General features: G+C 71.2%; 19 protein-coding genes. 9 read left to right on the top strand and 10 right to left on the bottom strand.

Features of this window, described 5'->3' with window-relative positions; translation table 11 throughout:
* The first annotated feature begins 28 nt into the window (after window positions 1-28).
* A complete protein-coding gene (pgm, locus tag AC4NN1_RS09570; protein ID WP_311858841.1) occupies window positions 29-1,669 on the top strand; it encodes a phosphoglucomutase (alpha-D-glucose-1,6-bisphosphate-dependent) in 1,641 nt (546 codons plus the stop codon).
* 62 nt (window positions 1,670-1,731) lie between these two features.
* The gene (galE, locus tag AC4NN1_RS09575; RefSeq protein WP_018185596.1) at window positions 1,732-2,709 is read left to right on the top strand and encodes a UDP-glucose 4-epimerase GalE; all 978 of its coding nucleotides are present in this window, start codon (window positions 1,732-1,734) and stop codon (window positions 2,707-2,709) included.
* A gap of 308 nt (window positions 2,710-3,017) precedes the next feature.
* On the opposite strand, the gene AC4NN1_RS09580 is transcribed toward galE, so the two are convergent.
* A complete protein-coding gene (locus AC4NN1_RS09580; RefSeq protein ID WP_491955214.1) occupies window positions 3,018-3,956 on the bottom strand; it encodes a LacI family DNA-binding transcriptional regulator in 939 nt (312 codons plus the stop codon).
* Between the two features lie 121 nt (window positions 3,957-4,077).
* Between AC4NN1_RS09580 and galT the strand changes: the two genes are divergently transcribed.
* From galT to AC4NN1_RS09595, 3 genes are all read left to right on the top strand, one after another.
* Window positions 4,078-5,268 (top strand): galactose-1-phosphate uridylyltransferase, encoded by a 1,191-nt coding sequence (gene galT, locus AC4NN1_RS09585; RefSeq protein WP_491955133.1) that lies wholly within the window; start codon window positions 4,078-4,080, stop codon window positions 5,266-5,268.
* Window positions 5,265-6,443 (top strand): galactokinase, encoded by a 1,179-nt coding sequence (gene galK / locus AC4NN1_RS09590; protein ID WP_311858834.1) that lies wholly within the window; start codon window positions 5,265-5,267, stop codon window positions 6,441-6,443. The genes galT and galK overlap by 4 nt, the downstream gene beginning before the upstream one ends.
* An 80-nt stretch (window positions 6,444-6,523) precedes the next feature.
* Window positions 6,524-8,185, top strand: coding sequence for an ABC transporter ATP-binding protein (locus tag AC4NN1_RS09595; protein WP_363456628.1), 1,662 nt, complete (start codon window positions 6,524-6,526; stop codon window positions 8,183-8,185).
* 250 nt (window positions 8,186-8,435) lie between these two features.
* Here AC4NN1_RS09595 and AC4NN1_RS09600 read toward each other — a convergent pair whose 3' ends face one another.
* The 3 genes from AC4NN1_RS09600 to AC4NN1_RS09610 all read right to left on the bottom strand — a co-directional run bounded on the left by AC4NN1_RS09600 (window position 8,436) and on the right by AC4NN1_RS09610 (window position 12,152).
* A complete protein-coding gene (locus tag AC4NN1_RS09600; protein WP_020097904.1) occupies window positions 8,436-9,395 on the bottom strand; it encodes an ABC transporter permease in 960 nt (319 codons plus the stop codon).
* Window positions 9,392-10,396, bottom strand: coding sequence for an ABC transporter permease (locus AC4NN1_RS09605; RefSeq protein ID WP_491955134.1), 1,005 nt, complete (start codon window positions 10,394-10,396; stop codon window positions 9,392-9,394). Before AC4NN1_RS09605 ends, AC4NN1_RS09600 begins: the two co-directional genes overlap by 4 nt.
* A gap of 85 nt (window positions 10,397-10,481) precedes the next feature.
* Window positions 10,482-12,152: an ABC transporter substrate-binding protein gene (locus tag AC4NN1_RS09610; RefSeq protein ID WP_491955135.1), complete on the bottom strand. Its 1,671-nt coding sequence runs from the start codon at window positions 12,150-12,152 to the stop codon at window positions 10,482-10,484.
* A gap of 148 nt (window positions 12,153-12,300) precedes the next feature.
* Here AC4NN1_RS09610 and AC4NN1_RS09615 point away from each other — a divergent pair, with 148 nt between their 5' ends.
* The 3 genes from AC4NN1_RS09615 (at window position 12,301) to AC4NN1_RS09625 (ending at window position 14,312) form a co-directional block, all read left to right on the top strand.
* Entirely contained in the window at window positions 12,301-13,164 is an 864-nt protein-coding gene (locus AC4NN1_RS09615; protein ID WP_311858828.1) for a spermidine synthase, read from the top strand.
* A gap of 88 nt (window positions 13,165-13,252) precedes the next feature.
* Window positions 13,253-13,780 (top strand): hypothetical protein, encoded by a 528-nt coding sequence (locus AC4NN1_RS09620; RefSeq protein ID WP_018185606.1) that lies wholly within the window; start codon window positions 13,253-13,255, stop codon window positions 13,778-13,780.
* Between the two features lie 43 nt (window positions 13,781-13,823).
* Window positions 13,824-14,312: a SprT-like domain-containing protein gene (locus AC4NN1_RS09625; RefSeq protein ID WP_018185607.1), complete on the top strand. Its 489-nt coding sequence runs from the start codon at window positions 13,824-13,826 to the stop codon at window positions 14,310-14,312.
* Here the strand turns inward: AC4NN1_RS09625 and AC4NN1_RS09630 are convergent.
* Complete coding sequence (locus AC4NN1_RS09630) at window positions 14,299-14,958, bottom strand: 2-phosphosulfolactate phosphatase (RefSeq protein ID WP_020097901.1); 660 nt, start codon at window positions 14,956-14,958, stop codon at window positions 14,299-14,301. The two genes, AC4NN1_RS09625 and AC4NN1_RS09630, sit on opposite strands and share 14 nt — an antisense overlap.
* Complete coding sequence (locus AC4NN1_RS09635) at window positions 14,955-17,414, bottom strand: glycoside hydrolase family 3 protein (protein ID WP_311868965.1); 2,460 nt, start codon at window positions 17,412-17,414, stop codon at window positions 14,955-14,957. The genes AC4NN1_RS09630 and AC4NN1_RS09635 overlap by 4 nt, the downstream gene beginning before the upstream one ends.
* A gap of 91 nt (window positions 17,415-17,505) precedes the next feature.
* Here AC4NN1_RS09635 and AC4NN1_RS09640 point away from each other — a divergent pair, with 91 nt between their 5' ends.
* Entirely contained in the window at window positions 17,506-18,012 is a 507-nt protein-coding gene (locus AC4NN1_RS09640) for a hypothetical protein (RefSeq protein ID WP_491955136.1), read from the top strand.
* A 54-nt stretch (window positions 18,013-18,066) separates the two neighbouring features.
* Here AC4NN1_RS09640 and AC4NN1_RS09645 read toward each other — a convergent pair whose 3' ends face one another.
* The 4 genes from AC4NN1_RS09645 to AC4NN1_RS09660 form a co-directional block, all read right to left on the bottom strand.
* Entirely contained in the window at window positions 18,067-19,533 is a 1,467-nt protein-coding gene (locus AC4NN1_RS09645) for an ABC transporter permease (RefSeq protein ID WP_020097898.1), read from the bottom strand.
* Window positions 19,530-20,291, bottom strand: coding sequence for an ABC transporter ATP-binding protein (locus AC4NN1_RS09650; RefSeq protein ID WP_311858819.1), 762 nt, complete (start codon window positions 20,289-20,291; stop codon window positions 19,530-19,532). The genes AC4NN1_RS09645 and AC4NN1_RS09650 overlap by 4 nt, the downstream gene beginning before the upstream one ends.
* Before the next feature lie 89 nt (window positions 20,292-20,380).
* A complete protein-coding gene (locus tag AC4NN1_RS09655) occupies window positions 20,381-21,022 on the bottom strand; it encodes a response regulator (protein WP_018185613.1) in 642 nt (213 codons plus the stop codon).
* Window positions 21,019-22,221 (bottom strand): sensor histidine kinase, encoded by a 1,203-nt coding sequence (locus AC4NN1_RS09660; protein ID WP_491955137.1) that lies wholly within the window; start codon window positions 22,219-22,221, stop codon window positions 21,019-21,021. The genes AC4NN1_RS09655 and AC4NN1_RS09660 overlap by 4 nt, the downstream gene beginning before the upstream one ends.
* Window positions 22,222-22,267: the final 46 nt, after the last annotated feature.

Consider the following 22,267-nt stretch of genomic DNA (forward strand, 5'->3'; position numbering starts at 1 on the left):
TCGCCGCGTTCCCTGGCAGACTGGGCGGATGAGCCGCGCAGGACAGCCCGCCGAATCCTCTGATCTCATCGATGTGGACGCGCTGATCAACGCGTACTACGACCTGAAGCCCGACCCCGCCGTCGCCGCCCAACGGGTCGCGTTCGGCACGAGCGGCCACCGCGGCTCCTCACTGTCGCGCAGCTTCAACGAGGTCCACATCCTCGCCACGACGCAGGCCATCGTCGACTACCGAGCCGCGCAGGGCATCTCGGGTCCTCTCTTCCTCGGTCGCGACACGCACGGACTCTCGCTGCCCGCGGAGCACACCGCGATCGAGGTCCTCGTCGCGAACGGCGTCGACGTGCGCGTCGACAGCCGCGACTCCTGGGTGCCGACGCCGGCCCTCAGCCACGCGATCCTCACCTACAACCGGGGACGGGACGAGGCGGATGCCGGTCGTGCCGACGGCATCGTCGTCACCCCCTCGCACAACCCGCCGCGCGACGGCGGGTTCAAGTACAACCCGCCGCACGGCGGCCCGGCCGACACCGACGCGACCGGCTGGATCGCCGACCGCGCGAACGAGCTCATCGAGGCGGGCCTTGAGGGCGTCAAGCGGGTCCGCCACGCGGACATCGACGACTCGACCCTCGGCGAGTACGACTTCCGCGAGGGCTACGTCGCCGACCTCGGCTCGATCATCGACGTCGAGGCGATCGCCCGCGCGGGCGTCCGGATCGGCGCCGACCCGCTCGGCGGCGCCTCGGTCGAGTACTGGGCCCTCATCGGCGAGCGCTACGACCTCGACCTGACGGTCGTGAACCCCGAGGTCGACCCGACGTGGAAGTTCATGACGCTCGACTGGGACGAGAAGATCCGAATGGACCCGTCCTCGCCCTCGGCGATGGCCTCCCTCGTCGCCCGCCGCGACGAGTTCGACATCCTGACGGGCAACGACGCCGACGCCGACCGCCACGGCATCGTCACGCCCGACGCCGGCCTCATGAACCCGAACCACTTCCTCGCCGTCGCGATCGACTACCTGTACGCGCACCGCGAGGGATGGCCGCAGGATGCCGCGATCGGCAAGACCCTCGTCTCCTCGATGATCATCGACCGCGTCGCCGCGTCCCTTGGTCGGACCCTTCTCGAAGTCCCCGTCGGGTTCAAGTGGTTCGTCCCGGGGCTCCTCGACGGCTCCGTCGCCTTCGGCGGCGAAGAGTCGGCCGGCGCCTCGTTCCTCCGCAAAGACGGCACGGTCTGGACGACCGACAAGGACGGCATCCTGCTGTGCCTGCTCGCCGCCGAGATCCTCGCAGTCACGGGCAAGACCCCCTCGCAGCGCTACGCCGAGCTCGAGGCCGAGTTCGGGGCATCCGCTTATCAGCGCGTCGACGCCCCCGCCTCTCCCGAGCAGAAGGCCGCGCTGTCGAAGCTGTCGGGCGACGCCGTGTCGGCGAGCGAACTCGCCGGCGACCCGGTGACCGCGAAGCTGTCGCACGCCCCGGGCAACGGTGCCGCGATCGGCGGCCTCAAGGTGCAGACCGAGTTCGCCTGGTTCGCCGCGCGCCCCTCGGGCACCGAGGACGTGTACAAGCTCTACGCCGAGAGCCTGAAGGGCCCCGAGCACCTCGCGCAGGTGCAGGAGGAGGCTCGGAAGGTCGTCGCCGCAGCGCTGGGTTCGTGAGGCCCGCGGCGCTGGGTTCCTGACGTCCGGCCGGTCGGTCCCGCGCCAGTAGGCTCGGGATCATGAGTTGGCTCGTCACCGGAGGCGCCGGGTACATCGGCGCGCACATCGTCCGCGCTCTCGCCGAGGCGGGTCTCGACCCGGTCGTCCTCGACGACCTCTCGAGCGGGGACGCCTCGTTCGTCCCCGAGGGAGTGCCCTTCGTCCAGGGCACGATCCTCGACCGCGAGCTCGTCGCGAACACCCTGCGCGAGCACGGCGCCGAGGGCGTCATCCACGTCGCCGGCTTCAAGTACGCGGGTGTCTCGGTGCAGCGCCCCCTCCACACCTACGAGCAGAACGTCGAGGGCACGCGCGTCGTCCTCGCGGCGATGGCGGATGCCGGTGTCTCGAACATCGTGTTCTCCTCCAGCGCCGCCGTGTACGGCACCCCCGACGTGGCGCTCGTGACCGAGGATCTGCCCAAGCGTCCCGCCTCGCCCTACGGGGAGTCGAAGCTCATCGGCGAGTGGCTCCTCGCCGCGCAGGGCGTCGCCACGGCGGCATCCGATTCGCCCCTGCGCCACACGGCGCTGCGGTACTTCAACGTCGTCGGCTCGGGAGACCCGTCCGTGTACGACATGAGCCCGCACAACCTGTTCCCGATCGTGTTCGAGATGCTCATCGAGGGGAAGACGCCGCGCATCAACGGCGACGACTACGACACCCCCGACGGCACGAACGTCCGCGACTACGTCCACGTGTCGGACATCGCCGCAGCACACGTCGTCGCCGCTCAGCGCCTGAGCGCCGGCGAGCCGGTCGAGCCCGCCTACAACCTGGGGTCGCAGAACGGTCTGTCGGTCCGCGAGATCATGGATGCCGTCGCCCGCGTCACCGGCATCGACTTCACACCCGAGATCGCCCCCCGCCGCGCCGGCGATCCCGACCGCATCGTCGCCACCGGCGAGCTCGCCGCCCGCGACCTGGACTGGCAGATGCGCTACACCCTCGACGAGATGGTGCAGAGCGGCTGGGAAGCCCGCCGCAACGCCGGCTGACCGCTCGCACGCTCGTTCCTGACCCCTCTCGCACGTTGTGCGCACTCGCGCACGCGTTCTGCGCGAGAGCGCACGATCGTGCCGAGAGCGTCGCCTCCTGCCACGCCCGCGCGGGCGCTTTCGGCACAGAGGAACGCTCTCGTGCGCAATCGTTGCGGGCCCCGCCTCCTCACCCCCTTCCCGCCGCTCTCGGGCCGTCGGCGAGAGCGCGACTTCGTGCCGAGATCGCCTCCGGTTGGCTCGCCCGTGCCGGCGCCGTTGGCAGAACGGGGCGCTTTCGCTGCGAGGGCGGGGCGGGGCGGGAGCCGTCAGCCCGATGCGCGGGCGATGAGCGTCGTCGGGACGACGGTCCGCGTCGCGGGCGCGCCGTCCAGCGTCGCCGCCAGTGCGGCGACGGCGGCCTCGCCGAGTGCCGTGAAGTCCTGCCGGACTGTGGTCAGCGGCGGGCGGTAGTCGGCGGCATCCGCCACATCGTCGAACCCGATGACGGCGACGTCGTCGCGACCGGCCTCCGCGAGCGCGCGCAGCACTCCGAGCGCCATCTGGTCGTTCGCGGCGAAGACGGCGTCCACGGCAGGATCCGCCGCGAGCGCCCGGCCCGCCGCGTGACCGGATGCGGCGCCCCAGTCCCCCCGCAGCGGTTCGGGCACGCGCGCACCGTCGTGCGCCGCGCGCCAGCCGCGCTCGCGTTCGTCCGCCGCGAAGGAGCCCGCGGGGCCGGCGACGTGCGCGATCGTCCGGCGCCCGGCATCCCGCAACCGTCGGGTGGCCGCCTCGGCGCCTCCCGCGTGATCGGACTGGACCGTCGCGAACCCTCCGCCGGGCGAGTCGACCGCGACGAGGGCGAGACCCTCGGGCCGCGTGACGCCCTCGGCGATCGCCGTCGCCTCGTTGAGCACGATCGCACCGTCGACGCCGAGGTCGTGCAGGCGGTCGAACGCGGCGGCGATATCGGCGGGCCCGGTGAGGGTGACGAGGGTGACCGCGAGTTCGCGACGGGCGGCGGCGGATGCCACGGCCTCGAGCATCCGCGAGTTGCCGACGGTCGCGAGGGTCGCCACGATCACGCCGATCGTGCCCGAGCGCCCGGTGCGCAGGGTCCGCGCGGCGCGGTGGGGTCGATAGCCGAGGTCCGCCATCGCGGCCTCGACGCGGGTGCGGGTCTCGGGGTCGACGCGCGGGCTGCCGTTGACGACGCGTGAGACGGTCTGCCCCGAGACGCCGGCAGCCGCGGCCACGTCGGCCATCGAGACGCGTCGCTGCACGGCATCCCCTCCCGCCCCGGATCTCGCTCCCGCGAATGCGTCTTGAACTCCGGAGGCTCGCGTCATGTTGACGATAACATAGCCGGTCGGCTACCGTGTTGACGTGAACACACCGGAGAACGGCACGCCGACGCACGCCCCTGCCGAGACGAGTGACCTCGGCGCCGGCGTCGTCAAGCGCAGCACCCGCCTGGCCGACGGCCGCGAGCTGATCTACTTCGACGATCCCGGGACGGCCCTCGGCGCCGACCGCGCCGTCGACACCCGCGACCTGGGTGGGCGGCCCGAGACCGCCACGATGCGGCAGGACATCCTCACCGGCGACTGGGTCTCGGTCGCCGCGAACCGGCAGAACCGCGCGTTCCTGCCGCCCGCCGAGCTCGACCCGCTCGCGCCGCAGACCGACACGAACCCTTCCGAGATCCCCTCGGTGTACGACGTCGCCGTCTTCGAGAACAAGTCGCCGTCGTTCGGCCCCGCCCTCGCCGAGGCCACGGACGACGTGCCGGCGGCGATCGACCCGCCGCGCGGCCTCGACGACCTCACGCACCTCGGCCTCGGCCGAACCCGTACGAGCGTCGGCCGCACCGAGGTCGTCTGCTTCTCGCCCGAGCGCACCGGCTCGTTCGGCACCCAGTCCGTGACGCGTGCTCGCACCGTCATCGAGGCGTGGGCCGACCGCACCGCGGCCCTCTCGGCCCTCCCCGGCATCGAGCAGGTCTTCCCGTTCGAGAACCGCGGCGAGGCCATCGGCGTGACCCTGCAGCACCCGCACGGGCAGATCTACGCCTACCCGTACGTCACGCCCCGGACGACCCGCCTGCTCGACTCGATCGATCGGACCGCCCCCGATCTGTTCCAGCGCATCCTCGAGTTCGAGCAGGCCGGGCCCCGCGTCCTCCTCCGCGGCGAGCACTGGACCGCGTTCGTGCCGTTCGCCGCCCGCTGGCCGCTCGAGATCCACATGCTCCCGCACCGCCACGTCGCCGACTTCGCCGGCCTGACCGGCGAAGAGAAGGACGAACTCGCCCCGCTGTACCTGCGCCTGCTGCGCGGAGTCGACGCGCTCTACGAGTCCGAGACGCCGTACATCGCCGCCTGGCACCAGGCGCCCGTCCACGTCGGCCGTGACACCGTGCGCCTCAGCCTGCAGCTGACGAGCCCGCGTCGCTCCGCCGACAAGCTCAAGTTCCTCGCCGGATCCGAAGCCGCCATGGGCGCCTGGATCGGCGACGTCCCCCCGGAGGACGCCGCCGCGCGCCTCCGCACCGCCATCGAAGGAGTCACGCTGTGACCGCTGCCGACGAGGCCCAGGGCCTCTTCTCCACTCTCACCGGCTCGGCGCCCGTCGGCCTCTGGTCGGCGCCCGGTCGCGTCAACCTGATCGGCGAGCACACCGACTACAACGACGGCTTCGTCTTCCCGTTCGCGACCCCGCACCGCACGCACGTCGCGCTCGGCCGCCGCACGGACGGCCGCATCCGCGTCGTGTCGACCTTCGACGAGACGCCGGTCGAGGTCGACCTCGCCGATCTCGACGCGCTCTTCCCCGCGCGCCGCGACGAGGTCGTCGAGTGGGCCCGCTATCCGCTCGGAGTCGCGTGGGCGCTGCTGCAGGCGACCGGGACGGATGCGGCATCCGTCACCGGTGTCGACCTCGCGTTCGCCTCGGACGTCCCCGTCGGCGCCGGACTCTCGTCGTCCGCGGCCATCGAGGGTGCGACGGGTTCGGCCCTGAACGACGTGTGGGAGCTCGGCCTCGACCGCATCGCCCTCGCGCAGGCGGGACGCCGCGCCGAGAACGAAGCCGTCGGCGCGCCGACCGGGATCATGGACCAGATGGCGTCGATGCTCGGGGAGACGGATGCCGGAACCTTCCTCGACTGCCGGAGCCTCGACGCCCAGGTGGTCGAACTCGGCTTCGACGCCGCCGGACTCGAGCTCATGGTGATCGACACCCGCGTCGCCCACGCCCACTCGACGGGCGGCTACGGCGAGCGCCGCGCGGCGTGCGAGCGCGGCGCCGAGGCGATGAACGTGCCGGCGCTCCGCGACGTGCGGGTCGACCAGCTGCCCCGCGTCGAGGAGCTCGTCGACGAGAAGACCTACCGCCGCGTGCGCCACGTCGTCACCGAGAACCAGCGCGTGCTCGACACCGTCCGCACCCTGCGCGAGCAGGGACCGCGCGCGATCGGCGACCTGCTCTACGCCTCGCACGCCTCGATGCGCGACGACTTCGAGATCTCGGTGCCCGAGCTCGACCTCGCCGTCGAGACCGCGCGCGAGAACGGTGCCGTCGGCGCCCGCATGACCGGCGGCGGATTCGGCGGCTCGGCGATCGCCCTCATCGACCGTGATGCCGTGCCCGCGGTGCGCGAGGCGATGCTGGCGGCCTTCGCCGCCGCGGGCCACATCGAGCCGCACGTCTTCACGGTCCGGCCCTCCGAGGGCGCACGCCACGACGGCTGAACACCCCCGGGTCGTTACGGCTGGGTAAAGCCGGGCGATCCACCCGTGCGCAGGCGGCGGGCGGAGGGCAGGATGGGGGAATGCCCTTCCAGACCTCCCCCGCCGCCGGCGCGCCCCTCCTGCAGGTCCGCGACCTCGCCGTCGAGTTCCAGACCATCGACGGTTCCGTGCGGGCGGTCGAGGGCGTCGACCTCGACCTCGCCGCCGGTGAGACCGTCGCGATCGTCGGCGAGTCCGGCTCGGGCAAGTCGACGACGGCGATGGCCGTGATCGGGCTGCTCGCCGGCAACGGCCGCATCGCGGAGGGCAGCATCCGCCTCGACGGCCAGGAGCTCGTCGGCGCTTCCGAGTCGACGATGCGCGGCGTCCGCGGCGCCCAGATCGGGCTCGTCCCGCAGGACCCGATGTCGAACCTCAACCCGACGTCGAGGATCGGCACGCAGGTCGCCGAGACGCTGCTCGCCCACGGTCTGGCCACCAAGAAGGACGTCGACCGCAAGGTCGTCGAGACCCTCGCCGCCGCGGGCCTCCCGAACGCCGAGGACCGCGCGAAGCAGTACCCGCACGAGTTCTCGGGCGGCATGCGCCAGCGCGCACTCATCGCGATCGGCCTCGCCTGCAACCCGCGCCTGCTCATCGCCGACGAGCCCACGAGCGCGCTCGATGTGACGGTTCAGAAGACGATCCTCGACCAACTCGGGCGTATGACCACCGAGCTCGGCACCTCGGTCCTCCTCATCACGCACGACCTGGGGCTCGCCGCAGAGCGCGCCGCGCGCGTCGTCGTCATGCACCGCGGACGCATCGTCGAGCAGGGTCCGGCCAGGCAGATCCTCGAGGACCCGCAGCATCCCTACACGCAGTCCCTCGTGCAGGCGGCGCCCTCGGTCGCCGTCGCGCGGTTGCGCCCCGAGGCCTTCAGCGCGCCGACTCCGGATGCCGCGCCCAAGCCGGTCGACAACATCGTCGAGGTCGAGGGGCTCACCAAGCTCTACAACGTCCGCGGTCAGAAGGAGGACTTCGCCGCGGTCAAGGACGTGTCGTTCTCGATCCCGCGCGGCGAGACCGTCGCGATCGTCGGCGAGTCCGGCTCGGGCAAGACGACGACGGCGCGGATGCTGCTGAAGGTCGTGGACCCCACGGAGGGTGTCATCCGCTACGACGGCACGGACGTGGCATCCCTCAAGGGACGTCAGCTGCGCGAGTTCCGCCAGAAGGTGCAGCCGATCTTCCAGGACCCGTACTCGTCGCTGAACCCCATGTTCACGATCGAGCGCATCGTCCAGGAGCCGCTCGACTTCTACCACCGGGGGTCGGCGAAGGACCGTGCGGCCCGGGTGCGGAAGCTCCTCGATGACGTCGCCCTGCCCGAGTCGGCGCTGCGTCGGTACCCGTCGGAGCTCTCGGGCGGTCAGCGTCAGCGCGTCGCGATCGCGCGCGCCCTCGCGCTCTCGCCCGAGCTCATCGTCTGCGACGAGCCGGTGTCGGCGCTCGACGTGCTCGTGCAGGACCAGATCCTGACCCTGCTCCGCGACCTGCAGACCGAGTACGGCCTCAGCTACCTCTTCATCTCGCACGACCTCGCCGTCGTGCGGCTGATCAGCGACTACGTCTGCGTCATGAAGGACGGTGCGCTCGTCGAGGCTGCCTCGAGCGAAGAGATCTTCACCAACCCGCGCGACCCGTACACGCGCAACCTGCTCTCCTCGATCCCCGGCAACGAGCTCGACATCGCCGTCTGACCCGGGCGCCGGGGCCCGTCCACGTTCCGTATTCAGTCCCCGCACCACCGCGCGCCAGCCGCAGGCCCGGAATCGCTCAGTGGGCGCCCCGGCGGCTCGTCGTAGGGACTGAATACGGCACACCGTCCCACCCGCCCCGCTCACGGAACGGCGGCGTTGCCCAACCAGCCCGCGCCGTATCCCGCGACCAGCGCGACGACCACGACGACGAGCAGCACGATCACGACGAGGAGCACCCGCCGGCTCATGGTCAGCGCCCGCGGGTCCGCGGGTCCATGGCCTCGCGCAGCGCCTCGCCGAACAGCGTGAAGCCGAGCGCGGTGATGGCGATGCAGATGCCGGGCAGGAACGCGAGCCACGGCGCGATGGCGAGTTCGGCCTGCGCGTAGGTGAGCATGCGTCCCCACTCCGCTGTCTCGGGGCGCCCGCCGCCGAGGCCGAGGAACGACAACGCCGCCGCGTCGATGACGGCCGTCGCGAGCGACAGCGTGCCCTGAACGATGACCGGCCCGACCGCGTTCGGGAGGACGTGAGTCATGGTGATGCGTCCGCGGCCGAGGCCGAGGGTCTGCGCCGAGAGGACGTAGTCGGCCGAGCGCTGCTGCAGCATCGAGGCGCGCAGCAGGCGCGCGAAGATCGGCACCTGCGCGACACCGATGGCGATCATGACCGAGTTCTGGTTCTGGCCGAGGATCGCGGCGATCGAGACCGCCAGCAGCAGGCTCGGCACCGACAGCAGGATGTCGACGAGGCGCATGATGACGTTGTCGACCCAGCCGCCGAACGTGCCGGCGACGAGGCCCAGCAGCATGCCGCCGATGAGGCCGTAGGCCGTCGACACGACGCCGATGAGGAGGGATGCCTGGGCTCCCCAGATGAGCTTCGACACCACGTCGCCGCCGAAGCGGTCGAGGCCGAGCGGGAACGCGGCGATCTCACCGGGCCCGGGGATGTACGTCGGGGTGATGTCCCGAGCACCGGGGAGGTCCGTCTCGGGGTACGGCGCGAGCACGGGAGCGAGGAGGGCGACCACGACGAACAGCAGAACGATCGCCAGGCCCACCCACGCGGTGGGGCTTCGTCGCAGGCGGCGGAAGACGTCGTGCCAGAAACCGCCGCGCGGGGCGCCGCCGGTGCCCGCGGTGAGCACGGCGACGGTGGAGTCATCAGCGGCGCTGCCGCCGGCTGCGGGGGGAAGGACGGTGCTCATGAGACCCTCACTCTCGGGTCGATCAGGCTGTACGAGACGTCGACGAGCAGGTTGATGAGCGCGTAGACGATCGCGATGAAGATGATGAAGCCCTGCAGGACGGCGAAGTCGCGGTTGAAGATGGCGCTGGAGAGGAACGATCCGATCCCGGGGAACGCGAAGACGGTCTCGGTGAGGATCGCCCCCGACAGCAGCAGGCCCGCCTGCAGACCGATCGTCGTGATGACCGGGAGCATGGCGTTCCGCAGAATGAACCGGTTGCGCAGCAGCGACCCCGGCACGCCCTTCGCTTTTCCGGTGCGGACGTAGTCGGCGTTCTGCACTTCGAGGACGGATGCCCGGGTGATGCGCACGATGATCGCGAGAGGGATCGTGCCGAGCGCGATGGCCGGCAGGATCAGGTGCAGGATCGCGTCCCACGCGGCGTCGAATTCGCCGGTGATCAGCCCGTCGAGCACGTAGAAGTTCGTGTAGTGGGTGGCTTCGATGCGGGGGTCCTGGCGGCCGTCGGACGGGAGCCAGCCGAGCTGGACCGCGAACACGTACTTGAGGATGAAGGCCAGGAAGAACACCGGGACGACGATCCCCAGAAGGCTGAAGACGACGGCGGTGCTGTCGGCGGCCTTGCCGTGACGCCGCGCGGCCCAGTAGCCGAGGGGCACACCGACGCCGACGGCGATGATGAGCGCCGCGACCGAGAGTTCGATCGTCGCCGGGAACCGGCGGAGGAACTCATCGAGCACCGGCTGGCTGGTGCGCAGCGAGGTGCCGAAGTCGCCCGAGAGCAGTCGCCCGATCCAGGTGAAGTACTGCTCGATCAGAGGACGGTTGAAGCCGTAGAGCTCGTTGATCCGAGCGACGGCTTCGGGGGTGGCCTTCTCGCCCAGGAGTGCCTGGGCGGGACCGCCGGGAAGTGTTCGGACCCACCAGAAGAGCAGGATGCTCAGACCGAGGAGGGTGGGGATCAGCAGCAGGAGCCTTTTGCCGATGGTTCGCAGCACGGGTGTCGCTTTCGTGGAGGTCGGTGCGGGGCGGGAGGTCATCCCGCCCCGCACCGGTCAGACGGCCGGAGCCGCCTCGATCGGCTTACTTCGTGAGGACGATCTGGTTGAACACCTCGTCGTTCACGGGGCTCGCCGGGTAGCTCTCGACGCGCGGGTCGAAGGCCAGCGTGGGAGCCGGGTGGGCCAGCGGGACGCCGGGGATGAACTTCGCGACCTCTTCGTTGATCTCCGAGTAGAGCTTCGTCTGCTCGTCGAGGTCCGCGATGCCGCGGGCATCGGTGAGGTCCTTGAAGAGCTGGGGGTTGTCGAAGCCCCACTCCGCCGACTTCTGACCGAAGAAGACGCCCAGGAAGTTGTCGGTGTCGTTGTAGTCACCGGTCCAGCCGAGCAGGTGGATGCCGTGATCCGTGCCGCCCGTGATGAGGTCGAGGTACTCGCCCCACTCGTTCGACTTCGGCGTGGCCTCGACTCCGACGGCCTTCAGCTGCGACGACAGGACCGTGAAGATCTGCTCGGGGTCCGGCATGTAGGGACGCGAGACGTTGACCGGGTAGTTGAAGGTGAGCTTCAGCGGGTTGGCCTCGGTGTAGCCGGCTTCGGCGAGGAGCGCCTTGGCCTTCTCGGGGTCGTAGTCGTACGTCGTGACGTCGGCGTTCCAGCCGTTCACACTCGGCGGCATGAACTGCGTCGCCTTCTCGGTGCCCTCGGGGAGGACCTGCGAGATGAGCGCGTCCTTGTCGACGGCGTACGAGAGGGCCTCGCGGACCTTGGGGTCCTGCAGTTCCTTGACCGCCTGGTTGAAGGCGAGGTACAGGATCGTGAAGGGCGGGCGCGAGACCATCGTGAAGCCGGCGTCATCGAGCGCGCCGGTGTCGGCGGGACCGACGAGGTCGTAGCCGTCGATCGAGCCGGACTCGAGAGCCTGACGGCGTGCGGTCGGGTCGTCGATCGTGCGGAAGATGATCTTGTCGATCTGGCCCTTGTCGCCCCAGTAGTCGGCGTAGGAGCTCAGGGTGACCTGCTCGCCGCGCGACCACTCGTCGAACTTGTAGGGGCCGGTGCCGACCGGGTGTCCGGTGGCGTACTCGCTCAGGGTCGGAGCCTCGGCGGTACCGCCGACCTCGTCGGCCTTGAAGTCCGCGAGCGCCTTCGGCGACTGCATCCCGAACGCGGGAAGCGACAGCGCGGCGACGAACCCGGCGAAGGGCTTCTTGAGCTTCACGGTGACCGAGGAGTCACCATCGGGGGCGCACGAGTCGTACACGGCCGAGTCGGGGCTCGAGGCGTAGCCCTTGAAGAGCTTGTTGTAGTAGTAGCCGAGCGCCTCGCTGGCGGCCAGGCCCTCCCAGTTGTACCAACGGTCGAAGTTGTAGCAGACGGCCTCGGCGTTGAACGGGGTGCCGTCCTGGAACGTGACGTCCTTCTTGAGCTCGAACGTGTAGCTCAGCGCGTCGTCCGACGTCTCCCACGACTCGGCGAGGAGCGGGGCGGGGTCGGCCGTGCCGGGCTTGGTGCCCACGAGGCCCTCGAAGATCTGGCGCGAGACGCGGAACGTCTCGCCGTCCTGGGCGAAGGCGGGGTCGAGGCTCGCGGGATCCGACGACGCCGCGAAGACGAACGTGCCGTCGACGTCCGCGGGTCCTTCCGCGTTGTCGTCGCCGCCGCGCTGGCTGGCGCACGCGCTGAGCGCGAGCGCACCGATGGCGAGCGTCGCGGCGGCCGCGAACACCCGCTTCCGGGAAATGGGGAGCATTGCTGTGCACCTTCCGATGGGGCTCGTCGGCGGCGCGCGAGGAGGCGGCGCTGCCGAAGGGATGCGGCTGACGCTACCGTCCACACTGCCGGTAAGCGGTTACAGCTGTATCTCGATCGTGTTTCTTCCTGCGGGCTACCGTAGTCGGATGGCCCGTTCCCGCGCCCCCCTCGACCCGCCTGTCGCCAGACTGTCCGACGGGAGGCAGGCGCGCATCATCCCCGGCCGGTTCGCGGGCGGCTGGGAGCTCGTCGTCGAGACCACCCCGCAGTCGCACGTCGATCTCGACGATCCGTCGCACCTCCACTTCGAGTACGTCGCCCGCATGGGCGCCGTGATCGACCAGATCGGGATGCCGGGGGAACCCCTCACCGCGGTGCACCTGGGCGCGGGCGCCATGACCCTCCCCCGGTACGTCGAGCACACCCGACCGGGGTCGCGGCAGCAGGTCATCGAACTCGAGCAGGCGCTCGTCGACCTCGTGCGCGAGCACCTGCCGCTGCCGCGCACGGGCCAGCTGCGCGTGCGGATCGGCGACGCGCGCGACGTCGCGGGACGCCTCCCCCCGGGCATCGTCGGCAAGGCGGACCTCGTCGTCTCGGACGTGTTCGCGGGGGCGCAGACGCCCGCCCACATCACGAGCGTCGAGTACTACCGGATCCTCGCCGGGCTGCTCGCGCCGACCGGCATCCTGCTCGTCAACATCGCCGACGGCAGCGGCCTCGCCTTCGCCCGCCGTCAGGTCGCGACCGTGCGCTCGGTCCTCGAGCACGTCGTGATCCTCGCCGAGGTGGGAACGCTCAAGAGTGGCCGGTTCGGGAACATCGTCATCGCGGCGTCGCCCTCCGAGCTGCCGATGGAGTGGCTGCCGCGTCTGATGGCGGCCGGTCCCCACCCCGCGAAGGTCGCCCACGGCGCCGAGCTCGAGGCGTTCGCGCGCGATGCGCGGATCATGACGGATGCCGATTCGACCCCGTCGCCGGCGCCCGCGGCATCCGTCTTCGATCGCTGAGCGCACGACGCGCGGCGCGCCCTCAGCCCATTCCGGGCCAGGCGCGGCGACACTGGAGACACACGTCGTGGGGTCGGAAGGAACAGCTGTGGGCTTCATCAAGGGATACGACCCGGAGACTCTCCGAGAGATCGTCGACCTCGACGAATGCCAGACCCGGCTCACCGAGCTCGGCGACCAGCGGAGTCTGGCCGCCATGCTCGAGAAGGTCTGGCTGCTGAAGGTGCTGGGCCGCCTCGACGAGGCGCTCGTCGTCTCGGAGGAGTCGGTGCGCCTCGCCCGGATGGCGGGCACCCGCAAGGACCTGCTGCGCGCCCGGATGCTGCACGCCACCGTCCAGCAGTTCCGCGGCGCATACGCCGCGGCGATCCACGAGTTGAACACGTGCGTCGAGGAGGCCGAGGGGCAGGGGTGGTCGGCGGTCGCCGCTTTCGGCTGCCAGCACCGCGGCAAGGTCCATTTCGACGCGCACGACGACGCCGCGGCGCGCGCCGACTTCAAGAAGGCGCTGTTCCTGCGGCAGGAGGCGGGTGCTCCCGAGGATCAGCTCGAGTCGACGCTGCTCGCCATCGACGCCGTCGACCGACGTCGCAACAGCACGACGGTCGCCGGCTGAGGCCATCGGCCCGAGTGTCGTACCTGCGTCCTATCGTGCTGGCATGAGCGACCTCATCGACGTGCGCCGCGAGGCGGAGTCACTGCTGCGGCAGCTGCTCGACGACTCGTGGAGCTTCGCGTACGACAACGCCAAACGCCGCGCCGGCGCGTGCGACTATCTGCGCAAGCGCATCACGCTCTCGCGCTATCTCGCCGCCCGGTACGACGCCGAGACGAACCGGCAGACGATCCTGCACGAGATCGCGCACGCGATCGCGGGCTCGGCCGCGGGGCACGGCGCGGAGTGGAAGCGCGTCGCGCGGTCGCTCGGCTACACGGGCGGCGTCACCCACCGCGGCGAGACGGCCACGGAGCTCGCGCCCTGGGTCGGCGTGTGTCCCGCCGGACACGTCGCGTACCGTCACCGCAAGGCGACACGGGCGACCTCGTGCGCGCGGTGCGCGCCGACGTTCGATGAGCGCCACCTGATCACCTGGCGACGGCGCGAGATCACCGCCGCGACCCGGCGCGAGGCCCTCACTCCGCGTTGATCGCCTCGTAGGCGCGCCACACGCCGTCGCGGAGGACGGGGACCGTCTCATCGGCGTCATGGACCGCGGCGGCGAGCACCTCGTCGCGACGACCGGCGTCGAGGAGCTCCTGTCCCGAGCCGCTCGCCGTGAGGAGGTGGCGGACCGCGGATCGCAGACCCCGGAACGCCTCGGATGCCGCTGCGGCCTCCGGCGAGGAGTGGTCGAGGCCGATCGCCTCGAGCGCCGCGAAGACCGCCCCGGCACCGAGCTGATCCTCGACGGAGAAGCGCAGGACCGCGGCATCCCCCGGCCCGTTCAGCTCGCCGGCGGCGATGATGCTCACGCTCGTGCGGGCCGCGCGGCGGTTCTGCTCGGCGAGCACCGCCTGCGCGACGGCGGTGGCATTGCGCAGGCTCCCGAGGAACACGACGGCGCCCGTCGCCGCGGCAGCCGAGGCGACGGCCGCGCCGTTGCGCGACACGGCGTGGGCGGCCTCGTCGTGGGCCACCGTCTCGCCGCCCGCGACCCGCGCCGACACCGTCGACGAGAACCTCAGCACGTCGACGACGACGACGACGTCCGCGGGCGCGAGACGGGTCAGCCCGTCCCGCCCCCAGTCGAAACGCAGCTGGTAGCGGGACTGATCGAACGGGCTCGCGGTCATCCCTCCAGCGTACGAGCGTCGACGATCGGCTTCAGCGAGATGACGAGACCGAGGACGTTCCGGGCCGTCCGCTGGAGTTCGCCGCGGGTGATCCCGCCTTCACGGGCGAGGGAGTCGAGGATCGTCGTGTCGGCCTGCGCTTGAGGCGCGGCATCCCGTTTCACACCGCCCGGCATGAGGACGTCGACCTGCGCACGGACGCGGTAGGCGTTGTCCTCGAGGGCGGGGAAGTCCGGGTCGACAGCATTCTCGATCCACCAGTCGGTGATGACGACCCCCTCGTAGCCCCACTCGTCCCGGAGGACGACGGTGGCGAGGTCGTGGTGGTAGTGCGCCCACACGCCGTTGATCTGGTTGTAGGACGTCATGATCGTGCGGGGAGCGGCCTCGCGGACGCAGATCTCGAACCCGCGCAGATAGATCTCGCGGAGCGCCCGCTCGGAGACGCGCGAGTCGTTGCGGGTGCGGTTGGTCTCCTGGTTGTTCGCGGCGAAGTGCTTGGGGCACGCCGAGAGTCCCGTGCTCTGCACCCCGCGCACGACCGCCGCGGCGATCCGTCCGGTGACGACCGGGTCCTCGCTGAAGTACTCGAAGTTGCGGCCGCACAGCGGGTCGCGGTGGATGTTCATGCCCGGGCTCAGCAGGACGTCGGAGCCCTTCCGGAGCATCTCCTGCCCGTGCAGTGCGGCGAGCTCCTCGATGAGGGCCGTGTTCCACGTCGACGCGAGCGCCGTTCCCGAGGGGAGCAGCGACGCGTACGCCGACAGACGGATGCCGCTCGGCCCGTCGGTCGTCGTGACGGGCGACACGCCCTTCGCGCGCAGCGACGCCGAGACCCCGCCGAGCACGCCCGCATTGCCGGGAGCACCCAGCGGGCTGTCCATCGTGACGTCGCCGCGGGCGAGGAACGAGAGCTCCTCGTCGGTGAGCTGTGCGACGAAGTCGTCGAGGGATGCCGCGCCGCGTGCGACGTCGGCGAGGTCGATGCCCCGGTCCCCGGTCGGCGCGAGCTCGGCCGGCAGCGATCCGAGCACCCGCTCGGCGCGCGCGACGGTGCGCGTGGGGACGGGCTCGCGCGAGGCGACGGCGGAACCGTCGTCGCCGCGACGCTGGACGAGCCGATCGAACGCGTGGGCGGGCGCGGCGACCTCGGTGGCGTGCCGCACGACCTGCGTCTCGGGCACCTCGAACGCGGCGACCTCCGCCGCACGGCGCACGTCGGTCCCGACGAAGACGGGATACGCACCGGCCTCGAGGACCCACGCGCTCCGGTGCCCTGTCGCCCCGCCGTCGTCGTACGACGCGAGGTCGTCGAGGTGCACGTCGAGGCGCACCGTCTCGCTCTCGCCGGGGGCGAGCAGACGCGTCTTGGCGAAGGCCGCGAGGTGACGTGCCGGCTTGCCGAGGGCACCGTCGGGCGCCCCGGTGTAGACCTGCACGACCTCCTTGCCGGCTCGGTCGCCGGTGTTGGTGACGACGACCTCGAGGCGGAGGGCCGCGGCATCCGTCGTCGCCTCGGTCGTCAGCTCGAACGTCGTGTAGGACAGCCCGTGCCCGAAGGGGAACAGCACCCGGTCGGGGGCGAAGGTCTCGAAGTACCGGTAGCCGACGAAGACGTCCTCGGCGTAGACGTTGACGTCGAGATGGCCGAAGTTGGGTGCGCTCGGATAGTCCTCGTAGCTCCGTGCGATCGTGTCGGTGAGCTTGCCGCTCGGCGCCTGCTCGCCCGCGAGCACACCGGCGACGGCGCGAGCGCCCTCCATGCCGCCCTGCCACGCGAACAGGACCGCGCCGATCCGGTCGCCGTAGTCCGCGACCCACGACAGGTCCATGACGTTGCCCGCGTCGACGACGACGACGGTCCGCGAGAAGTGCGCCGTGACGGTGTCGAGGAGCGTCCTCTCGTCGGCGGTGAGGTAGTAACTGCCGGGCTCGAGGATGCTGTCGCGCGCTTCGCCGGCGGCGCGACCGATCGCGACGACGGCCGTGTCCGCCCGGGATGCCGCGGCTGCGACATCCGCCGCGTCGATCGCCATCTCGGGGAAGTGGTGCGGCCACTCGCCCCACGTGGCGGCGAAGGCGGGGCGATTCGCGGCGGACCACGTCGAGTACCGCGTCGCGAGCTCGTCGTCGACGCGGACACCGGCGTCGCGGAGACCGGCCAGCAGGTTCCAGATGTAGGGGACCTTCACGTCGCCGCCCGAGCCGTAGCCGACGGCGAACCAGTCGATCTGAACACGGCCGAACACGGCGACCGGGCGCTTCCCCAGCGGAAGCGTGCCGTCGTTCGTCAGGAGGACGACGCCTTCGGCGGCGGCGACCCGGGCCTTCTCGGCGAGGGCCGGATCGAGCGTCGGATCGGTGTCGAGCAGCATCGAGGAGATCTGCGCGACCGACTCGACGGGGGCCAGGGTGTGCGAGCGGTCGCCGGATTCGATGGCGGGTTCGAGAGGCATAGCGGTCTTTCCGAGGGGTCGACGATGACGCCGAGAGAGTGGGAGCGCTCCCAACGTATCGACTGCCGCGGAGGAATGCGAGAGTGGTCCGATGCGGATCCTCTTGAAGCTCGAACTCGACTGCACCGCGGATGCCGCCTGGCGAGCCCTCCACTCGCCTCGTGCGGTCACCGAGCTCTACGGCCCGCTGCTCGCGATGGCGCCGATGGCCGGCGAGCTCCCGACCTCGTTCGAGCCGGGGACCGACGTGCCGGTCGAGATCCGCGCCCTCGGGATCATCCCCGCCGGCCAGCAGCTCATCCACGCGAGCGACCGGTACACCGAGGACACGAACGGTCCGGTGCGGATCTTCCGCGACAGCGGCATCCCGCTGACCGGTGCACTCGCCGCCCTCGATGTCTGGGACCACCAGATGGCGGTGAGCCCGCTGCCGGGTGATCCCGCGCGGACGCTCTGGCGCGACCGCCTCACGATCGGCGGAGCCGCGGCCCTGCCGCTGTGGCCCGTCCTGTGGGCGGCGTGGCAGTACCGCGGCATGCGCCTGCGCGCACTCGCACCGACGTGGTCGTACGAGCCGCCCGCCGCCGAGGGCCACTGACGACGGATACCGCCCCTTCGCCCTCCATCGAGGGCGTGAAGGGGCGGCAGGGCGTTACTCCGACAGGGCCTCGACGGGCGCCGATCGCGTGGCGATCCGCGTCGGTGCGACCGCCGCACCGAGGGTGAGCACCGCGGTCGCGACGATCACGATCACCACCGGGAGCAGCGGGATCGCGGGGGCGACGAACGTCGGCGACATCCACAGCGGCGGCATCGCAACGGAGCCGAGGAGGGACTGCGCCGCGACCCAGCCGTAAAGGACGCCGAGGGTCAATCCGAACAACAACGCGGTGACGGTGACGTGCGCTGCCTCGATGAGGACCATCCGACGGATCTGTGCGGCAGTGAGGCCGAGAGCGCGCAGGAGACCCAACTCCCGCTTTCGCTGGACGATGCCGATCGTGAGGAGGTTCACGAGGCCGACGGCGGCGATCACGGCGCTCACGGCGACGAGACACATCATGACCGTCGAGAAGCTGTCCATCATCTGATTGAATGCGGGGTCGGGCTCGCCGCCGCTCGATGCGGTCACAAGGGACTTGGCCGACTCGGCGGCCACCGCGAACATCACGACGAGCGCGACCCCCATGACCACGCCGATCGCCATGCGGCTCGAGCGCTCCGGGTAGCGGACCGCGTTCTCTGCGGCCAGGCGTGCGGTCACGGACTTTCCGAACAGCCGCCCGGTGGCTTTCAGGAGCGGCGGCATGATCGAGACCGCACTGATCGAGACGGCGGTGAAGGAGAAGAGACCGCCAAAGAACGCGACGAGCACGCCGGCGGGGCTCACGAGGCCGAGGAGGAGTCCACCGCCCAGCAGCACGGCACCGATCACACCGAGGACCACGGCGCCCGCCCGCCGGCCGCGCTTACCGGCGATCTCCTCGCGGGATCGCTCTACCGAGCCGCCGAGGGCCTCGAGCGGCGTGACCGCGAGAACCCGACGCGACCCCGACCATGCCGCGATCCAGGTCGTGAGCGCCACCGCGACCGCCGGCAGGAGGAGGGCGGCCTGGACCGGAGACCAGTCCGTGGCCACCCCGAGTGCGCGATCGAGCAGCGGCACCGCCGCGACCATGGCGAGCGTCGTCGCCACCAGCCCGAGGACCGCGCCGATCGCGCCGACGACGAGCCCCTGCGTCGCGACTTCGCTGCGCTGCGACCGCGCGGTCGCGCCGATCAGACGCATGAGAGCGATCATGCGGGTGCGCCCCGCGATGATCGTCGAGAACGTATTCGCGGTGACGATCGCGGCGACGTAGACCGCGACGGCGAGCAGGATGCCGCTCAGCAGCATCAGGACGATCGTCAAGGTGTCGGACGAGCCGTACATCGGGTTCGCGGCGAGCACCACGGAGAGGTACCCCGTCGCCGACAAAAGCGCGACGCCGAAGGCCGTCGAGATGGCCGAGACGAGGATCGTCGCGCCCATGCCGCGCTCGCGCAGCCACGCGAATCGCGACGTCCGTGCGGGTTCGGGGACGATCGTGTGCACGGCGGACGGGGCGAGGGCGGTCACGCGGACACCTCGGTGCTGAGCATGTGAGCGGAGATCTGCTCGGCGCTCTGACGGGGCTTGTCGGCGACGATGCGCCCGTCGCCGAGGAACAGCACGCGGTCGGCGTACGACGCGGCCACGGGGTCGTGGGTGACCATGGCGATCGACTGACCGTGCTCGCGACTGGCGGCGGCGAGGAGGGACAGCACCTCGCGACCCGACCGCGAGTCGAGGTTGCCCGTGGGCTCGTCGGCGAAGACGAGGTCGGGCGCCGTCGCGAGGGCGCGGGCGATCGCGACGCGCTGCTGCTGGCCGCCCGACAGTTGGTGCGGACGGTGGCGCAGACGGGGCCCGAGGCCGAGGGTCGCGACGAGGCCGTCGATGCGCGTCCTCTCCTGAGACGTGGGACGCCGGCCGTCGAGGTCGAAGGGAAGCAGGATGTTGCCTATCGCGTCGAGGGTCGGGACGAGGTTGAAGGACTGGAAGACGAACCCGACCCGTCGGCGACGGAGGATGGTCAGCTCCACGTCCGAGAGACCGGTGATCTCGGTGTCGCCGATCCAGACCGAGCCGGAGGCCGGCGCATCGAGGCCGGCCATGATGTGCATGAGCGTCGACTTGCCCGAGCCCGACGGGCCCATGATGGCGGTGAACTCGCCACGACGGATGCCGACGGTGACGTCGTCGAGCGCGCGGACGGCGTTCTCACCGCCGCCGTAGGTCTTCGTGAGGTTCTGGACGCGGGCGGCGAGGCCCATCTCGGTGGTCGTGATCTGCATGTCTCCGACGCTACGGAGTACCCCCGGGGCGCCGCGTCGGCCGCTCGTCGCGACCGTCTACATCGGAAGGATGACGGTGCGCGCGCCGATCAGGCGAGGCCGTGCTCGAAGGCGAAGACCACCAGCTGCACGCGGTCGCGGAGCGACAGCTTCGCGAGGATGCGCGAGACGTGGGTCTTCACGGTCGCCTCCGAGAGGAACTCCCGCGCGGCGATCTCGGCGTTCGAGAGCCCCCGGGCGGCGAGCGCGAAGATCTCGCGCTCGCGGTCGGTGAGCTCGCCGAACGTCGCCGGGACGGCGCGGACGGGTTCGTTCAGCTGGGCGAAGAGCTCCCGGGTCGCGGCCGCCGCGATGACCGACGAGCCCGCGTGCACCGTGCGGATGGCGGCGAGCAGGAACTCGGGATCGGCGTCCTTCAGGAGGAACCCGCTCGCTCCGCGCTGGATGGCGCGGGCCGCGGCCTCGTCGAGGTCGAACGTCGTCAGCATGACCACCTTGGGCGGATCGGCATCGGCGAGCAGGGCCTCGGTCGCGGCGAGCCCGTCCATCACCGGCATCCGGATGTCCATGAGGACGACGTCGGGGCGGGTCTGGCGGACGACCTCGATCGCCTGCGCGCCGTCGGAGGCCTCCCCCACGACCTCGAGGTCGGGTTGCGAGGCGACGACCATGCGGATACCGGCGCGGAACAGGGACTGATCGTCGACGAGGACGACGCGGATGACGCTCACCGAGCGCTCCTCTCGAGGGGGTCGGGGTTCTCGGACGCGGCTCCGGTCGGCAGGGACGCCTCGACGGTGAAGACGCCGTCTGCGGCCGCGGCATCCAATCGACCACCGATCAGCTGCGCGCGCTCGCGCATGCCGATCAGGCCGTGGCCGCCGGTGCGGCGTTCCGCTCCGTCGGGGACGGGAGCGACGTCGTTGCGGACGCGCAGCTCGACCCGGTCGGGGTGCCACGCCAGCGAGACGTCCACACCGGTGGGGGTGCCGTGGCGGAGGGCGTTCGTGAGCGCCTCCTGCAGGATGCGGTAGACCGACAGCTGCACGGATGCCGCGACCTCGCCGCGCGGCGCGGGGTCGACGTCCACGCGCAGCTCGACGCCTGCCGCTCGCACCTGGGCGTAGAGCTGCTCGAGGTCGGCGAGCGTCGGCTGCGGACCCTCCGCCTGGGAATGGCGGAGCTGCGTGAGGAGCAGGCGCACGTCCGAGAGGGCTGAGCGCGCCGTCGAGGAGATCGTGCCGAGCGCCGCGGCCTGGGCCTCGGGATCGGATGCCGCGGCGTACCGCGCGCCGTCCGACTGCGCGATGATGACCGCGAGCGAGTGGGCGACGATGTCGTGCATGTCGCGGGCGATGCGCGTGCGCTCCTGCTCGGCGACCGTCTGCTCCTCGGCGCGTGACTGCGCGGCACGGTTGGCGCGGGCGCGCATCGCAGTGCGGACGAGCGCACCGGCCGTCCACGAGAGCCCCAGTGCGAACAGTGCCGCGAGCAGGACGAAGATCAGCGTCGGGACGTCGGAGAGCGCTCCGCTCCCGACGAACGCCCACCGGAAGAGGTAGACCGTGATGGTGCCGGAGCCGACGATGACCGAGGTGAAACCGAGCCAGAAAACAAGCCTCGTGCCGTACGCGGCCGTCGCGTAGAGCACGGCGAAGATGGCGATGTCGGCGAACCCGGGGCCCCGACCGAAACTCATCTGCACGACGGCGCCGACCCACGCGACGCCGAGCGCGAGGCCGGGCGAGTACCGGCGAAGACCGAGCGCCGCCGCCAGGAGGAACACGACGGGGATCGCGCTCCACGCACCGAGGTTTCCGGCGTCGGATCCGGCGGCCGCACCGAGCTCGAACGGCAGCGCCATCAGCGCGAACAGCACCGCGATGGCCGCGTCGACAGCAGCCTGGTAGGGGCGGAGCGGACGGAACACCCTTGAACGCTACGCGGTCGGGGTGGGACGGGGCATCCGACTCGGG

Source organism: Microbacterium sp. MDV22-iso44 (assembly GCF_058629135.1).

Excerpts from the sequence above, each read along its gene's own strand:
- AC4NN1_RS09650 (WP_311858819.1), bottom strand. The coding sequence starts at position 20,291 with ATGCAGATCACGACCACCGAGATGGGCCTCGCCGCCCGCGTCCAGAAC.
- AC4NN1_RS09615 (WP_311858828.1), top strand. The coding sequence starts at position 12,301 with ATGGCCCGTTCCCGCGCCCCCCTCGACCCGCCTGTCGCCAGACTGTCC.
- AC4NN1_RS09600 (WP_020097904.1), bottom strand. The coding sequence starts at position 9,395 with ATGAGCACCGTCCTTCCCCCCGCAGCCGGCGGCAGCGCCGCTGATGAC.
- pgm (WP_311858841.1), top strand. The coding sequence starts at position 29 with ATGAGCCGCGCAGGACAGCCCGCCGAATCCTCTGATCTCATCGATGTG.
- AC4NN1_RS09640 (WP_491955136.1), top strand. The coding sequence starts at position 17,506 with ATGCGGATCCTCTTGAAGCTCGAACTCGACTGCACCGCGGATGCCGCC.
- AC4NN1_RS09610 (WP_491955135.1), bottom strand. The coding sequence starts at position 12,152 with ATGCTCCCCATTTCCCGGAAGCGGGTGTTCGCGGCCGCCGCGACGCTC.
- galE (WP_018185596.1), top strand. The coding sequence starts at position 1,732 with ATGAGTTGGCTCGTCACCGGAGGCGCCGGGTACATCGGCGCGCACATC.
- AC4NN1_RS09635 (WP_311868965.1), bottom strand. The coding sequence starts at position 17,414 with ATGCCTCTCGAACCCGCCATCGAATCCGGCGACCGCTCGCACACCCTG.
- AC4NN1_RS09595 (WP_363456628.1), top strand. The coding sequence starts at position 6,524 with ATGCCCTTCCAGACCTCCCCCGCCGCCGGCGCGCCCCTCCTGCAGGTC.
- AC4NN1_RS09630 (WP_020097901.1), bottom strand. The coding sequence starts at position 14,958 with ATGACCGCGAGCCCGTTCGATCAGTCCCGCTACCAGCTGCGTTTCGAC.
- AC4NN1_RS09580 (WP_491955214.1), bottom strand. The coding sequence starts at position 3,956 with ATGGCCGACGTGGCCGCGGCTGCCGGCGTCTCGGGGCAGACCGTCTCA.
- AC4NN1_RS09625 (WP_018185607.1), top strand. The coding sequence starts at position 13,824 with ATGAGCGACCTCATCGACGTGCGCCGCGAGGCGGAGTCACTGCTGCGG.